Genomic DNA, 4,089 nt, shown 5'->3' on the forward strand with positions numbered 1-4,089 from the left:
CGCGCAAACCATTGCTTCGAAATCATCTTTGGTGGTCAAGACCGGCAAGGAGGCGTTCTACGCTCAGGCCGAGATGGGACTGGCCGACGCCTATGTGTACACCGGCCGCGTGATGGTCGAAAACATGCTGGCGCGCGACGCCGAGGAAGGCATCGGCGCCTTCATCGGCAAGCGCAAGCCGGAATGGACCGACGAATAGCCCGGAATGCAGCCGCGCTTTTCCATCGTTGAGGGTCTGACGTGGCTGCCCGCAAGCAATTGACGCGGCTGAAGGCGCCCTATCTCAAGCGCATCCTGCTTGAGCCGTCGCGGGTCGCGGATTGGGAAAAGTATCCCTGGAACCTGCCGATCTTTCAGAGCCGCGAATTCGAGTTCGAGTTCGCGACCGCTATTACCATCATCGTCGGCGAGAACGGCACCGGCAAATCGACATTGCTAGAGGCCATCGGCGCGCTGGCGGGTTACGATGAGGCTGGCGGCGGCAAGGGCTACCGGCCGGTCGACCACTCCAGTGCCGTGGACAAGAGCGGCACGGCACTTGCTGCCGCGTTACGGTGCCATTGGCTGCCGAAGGTCACCGCGGGCTGGTTCTTTCGCGCCGAGTCCTTCTATTCCGTAGCACGCTACCTCGATCGCGCCGCGCTCGATGTTGGCGAGGCGCCGCCCGATTTCCTGTCATGGTCGCATGGCGAAGGTTTCATCCGCTTCTTCGAGGAACGCTGCCGCCGGCAAGGCATCTACATCCTCGACGAACCCGAGAGCGCGCTGTCGCCGACGCGCCAGATCGAATTGTTGAGGCTGTTTCAGAGAATGGAGCGATCAGGCACCGCGCAGGTGATCATGGCGACGCATTCGCCGCTGCTGATGGCCTGTCCGAACGCGCGCCTATTCCGCGTCAGCCGCTTCGGCCTCGACCCGATCGACTTTCAGGACACCGACCATTTTCGCATGATGCGCGACTTCTGCAGCGATCCGGCTGCCTTTCTCGCCGAAGCGCTGTATGAGGACGAGCCATGAATCACGACGCCTACGACAACACCTACATCGCCGGGATCCTGAACTCGGTGAAGACCATCGCCATGGTCGGCGCCTCGCCCAACGATGTGCGCCCAAGCTACTTCGTGTTGAAATATCTGCTCTCCAAGGGATTCTCGGTGCTCCCGATCAATCCCGGCCATGCCGGCAAGCAGATACTCGGGCAGACGGTCTATGCCAGCCTGGCCGACCTGCCCCAGCCTGTCGACATGGTCGATATTTTTCGCGGCTCGGCGGCGGTGCCGGGCATCGTTGACCAGATCCTGCATCTCGATCCCTTGCCGAAGGTCGTCTGGATGCAGCTTGGCGTGCGCCATGACGAGGCCGCGGCCCGCGCCGAGGCCGCAGGCATCAAGGTGGTGATGAACCGATGCCCGAAGATCGAATATGGCAAGCTGTCGGGCGAGATCGGTTGGACCGGCGTCAATTCCGGCGTGCTGTCGTCGAAGAAGCCCGTGATGCGGCAGGGCTTCCAGAGCTTCGGCGTGCGGCAGAAATAGACGGGCTACCGGCCGCGCAAAATTATTCCGGGAAGTGATGGATTTTTCCGGACGTTCGCCGCAGATCGCACGCCGAAAGGTATTTTCTTCTTTGCATTCGCCGCCACGCTTCGCCAAGAATGCCCGGCGATTTTCGAAAGGTTTAGAGAGGGAGGCTTAGATGACCCGTACACCCGGTTTCAACACGCTCGCCGTTCATGCCGGCGCCAAGCCGGATCCGGCGACCGGCGCGCGCGCCACGCCGATCTACCAGACCACCTCCTACGTCTTCGACGACGCCGACCACGCCGCCTCGCTGTTTGGGCTGAAGGCCTTCGGCAACATCTACACCCGCATCATGAACCCGACTCAAGCCGTTCTTGAGGAACGCCTTGCCGCGCTCGAAGGCGGCACGGCGGCGCTTGCCGTCGCTTCGGGCCACGCCGCCCAGGTGCTCGTCTTCCACAATCTGATGCGCCCCGGCGAAAATTTCATCGCCGCGACGAAGCTTTATGGCGGCTCGATCAACCAGTTTGGCCAGGCCTTCAAGAATTTCGACTGGCAGGTGCGCTGGGCCGACACCAACGACATCTCGACCTTCGAGAGCCAGATCGATGACAAGACAAAGGCGATCTTCATCGAGAGCCTCGCAAATCCCGGCGGTATCTTCGTCGACATCGAGAAGATCGGTGACATCGCCCGCAGGCACGGCCTGCCGCTGATCGTCGACAACACGCTGGCCTCGCCCTATCTGGTGCGGCCGATCGAACACGGCGCCGACATCGTCGTGCATTCGCTGACCAAATTCATCGGCGGCCATGGCAATTCGATCGGCGGCGCCATCGTCGATGGCGGCACCTTCGACTGGTCGAAGTCGGGCAAGTACCCGATGCTGTCCGAGCCGCGCCCCGAATATGGCGGCCTCGTGCTGCACGAGACCTTCGGCAATTTTGCCTTCGCCATCGCCGCCCGCGTCCTCGGCCTTCGCGACATCGGCCCGGCGATCTCGCCCTTCAACGCCTTCCTGATCCTGACCGGCCTTGAAACGCTGCCGCTGCGCATGCAGCGCCATTGCGACAACGCAGTGAGCGTCGCAGCCTGGCTTTCGAACCATCCGAAAGTCGCCTGGGTGAACTATCCCGGACTGCCGAGCGATAAGAACAACGCGCTGCAGAAGAAATATTCGCCGCAGGGCGCTGGTGCTGTCTTCACCTTCGGCCTCAAGGGCGGCTACGAGGCCGGCGTCAAGTTCGTCGAGGCGCTGGAGCTGTTCTCGCACCTGGCCAATGTCGGCGACACCAAGTCGCTGGTCATCCATCCGGCCTCGACCACGCACCGTCAGCTTTCCGACGAGCAGAAGATCAAGGCCGGAGCCGGACCGGACACGGTTCGCCTTTCGGTCGGCATCGAGGATGTCAACGACATCGTCGCCGACCTGGAACAGGCGCTCGGCAAGGTCTGATCGCGATGTCGGCCTTTCTTGCGGTGAAAGCCGATAACGTCGAACCGGAGGCCGGCGCGCCGGCCCCCGATCGCGTGATCTCGGGCGACCCGAAATTCCGCACCTGGAACGTCGAGGAGCGGGACGGCGGCCTCTATGCCGGGATCTGGGAAGCGACGCCCGGCAAGTGGCGCATCGTCTATGACGAATGGGAATTCTGCCACATCCTGTCCGGCGTTTCGGTCATCGCCGAGGACGGCAGCGAGGCGCGTACCGTGCGGGCCGGCGACAGTTTCGTGCTGCGGCCGGGCTTCAAAGGCACCTGGGAGGTGCTGGAGACGACGCGGAAGGAATATGTGATCCGGCTTTGAAGCGCCTCCGGTTCCTGTGTTGAATACGTTCAAGATTGGCCGAGGCGTTTATCGTTTCGTCATCCACGGGCGGAGCAAGGAGCGTAGCGACGCAGCGCAGACCCGAGGATCCATTCCATGACTTTGAAGCGTTGCAGCGATGCAGAATTCTGCCCGTTTGCACCCTTCGGCGAGGTCACGGAATGGATCCTTGGGTCTTCGCTCCGCTTCGCGTCGCTACGCCCAAGGATGACGAGGTCGGGCACGCCTCGCTCAGAAAGTAACAGCAAGCCGCTCCAACCCATGGAAGTGATAGGTATCGCGGAAGCGCGGTTCCCCGGCCAGGCGCAAATTGGGCAGGCGCTCGAACAGCGTTTTCAACGAAACCTGCAGTTCCAGCCTGGCCAGCGGCGCGCCGATGCAGAAATGGATGCCGGCACCGAACGAGACGTTCTTCTGGTCCGTGCGGACCGGATTGAATGTGTCGGGTCCGGCAAACGCCAGCGGGTCGTGGTTGGCCATGCCAAGCAGCAGCGCGATCATCTCGCTGGGCTTGACCAAAATGCCCGGTGAAACTTCGATCTCCTCATAGGCATAGCGCAGGAACATATGCAGCGGCGCGTCGAAGCGCAGGCATTCCTCGACCGTCGCGGCGTTCGCCTCCGTTGTTTCGAAGAAGCGGTGGGGATCACCGCCTTGCGCCAGGATCGAACGCACGGCATTGCCGGTCTGATGCACGGTGGCCTCATGCCCGGCGTTGAGCAAAAGGATCGCCGAGGAAACC

Annotated in this window: 5 protein-coding genes and 1 pseudogene; 5 read left to right on the top strand and 1 reads right to left on the bottom strand. The window is 62.2% G+C overall.

What is annotated here, in order from left to right; all coding sequences use genetic code 11:
* The 5 genes and pseudogenes from EOA29_RS27755 to EOA29_RS27775 all read left to right on the top strand — a co-directional run.
* Positions 1-199, top strand: a pseudogene (locus EOA29_RS27755) (enoyl-CoA hydratase); the annotation flags it as partial.
* A 41-nt stretch (positions 200-240) separates the two neighbouring features.
* A complete protein-coding gene (locus EOA29_RS27760; protein ID WP_127221886.1) occupies positions 241-1,017 on the top strand; it encodes an AAA family ATPase in 777 nt (258 codons plus the stop codon).
* A complete protein-coding gene (locus EOA29_RS27765) occupies positions 1,014-1,535 on the top strand; it encodes a CoA-binding protein (protein ID WP_126094185.1) in 522 nt (173 codons plus the stop codon). The genes EOA29_RS27760 and EOA29_RS27765 overlap by 4 nt, the downstream gene beginning before the upstream one ends.
* Before the next feature lie 160 nt (positions 1,536-1,695).
* A complete protein-coding gene (locus EOA29_RS27770; protein WP_126094184.1) occupies positions 1,696-2,976 on the top strand; it encodes an O-acetylhomoserine aminocarboxypropyltransferase in 1,281 nt (426 codons plus the stop codon).
* A gap of 5 nt (positions 2,977-2,981) precedes the next feature.
* Positions 2,982-3,326, top strand: a complete 345-nt coding sequence (locus tag EOA29_RS27775; RefSeq protein WP_189350095.1) for a cupin domain-containing protein — start codon at positions 2,982-2,984, stop codon at positions 3,324-3,326.
* A 252-nt stretch (positions 3,327-3,578) separates the two neighbouring features.
* Here EOA29_RS27775 and EOA29_RS27780 read toward each other — a convergent pair.
* Positions 3,579-4,089 (bottom strand): cytochrome P450 (locus EOA29_RS27780; RefSeq protein ID WP_145969831.1); only part of this gene is annotated, 511 nt, incomplete at its 5' end.

It is taken from the genome of Mesorhizobium sp. M1E.F.Ca.ET.063.01.1.1 (assembly GCF_003998155.1).
Taxonomy (GTDB): Bacteria; Pseudomonadota; Alphaproteobacteria; order Rhizobiales; family Rhizobiaceae; genus Mesorhizobium.

Bases quoted from the DNA above. Each gene is read 5' to 3' on its own strand.
- EOA29_RS27765 (WP_126094185.1), top strand. From the start codon at position 1,014: ATGAATCACGACGCCTACGACAACACCTACATCGCCGGGATCCTGAAC.
- EOA29_RS27770 (WP_126094184.1), top strand. From the start codon at position 1,696: ATGACCCGTACACCCGGTTTCAACACGCTCGCCGTTCATGCCGGCGCC.
- EOA29_RS27775 (WP_189350095.1), top strand. From the start codon at position 2,982: ATGTCGGCCTTTCTTGCGGTGAAAGCCGATAACGTCGAACCGGAGGCC.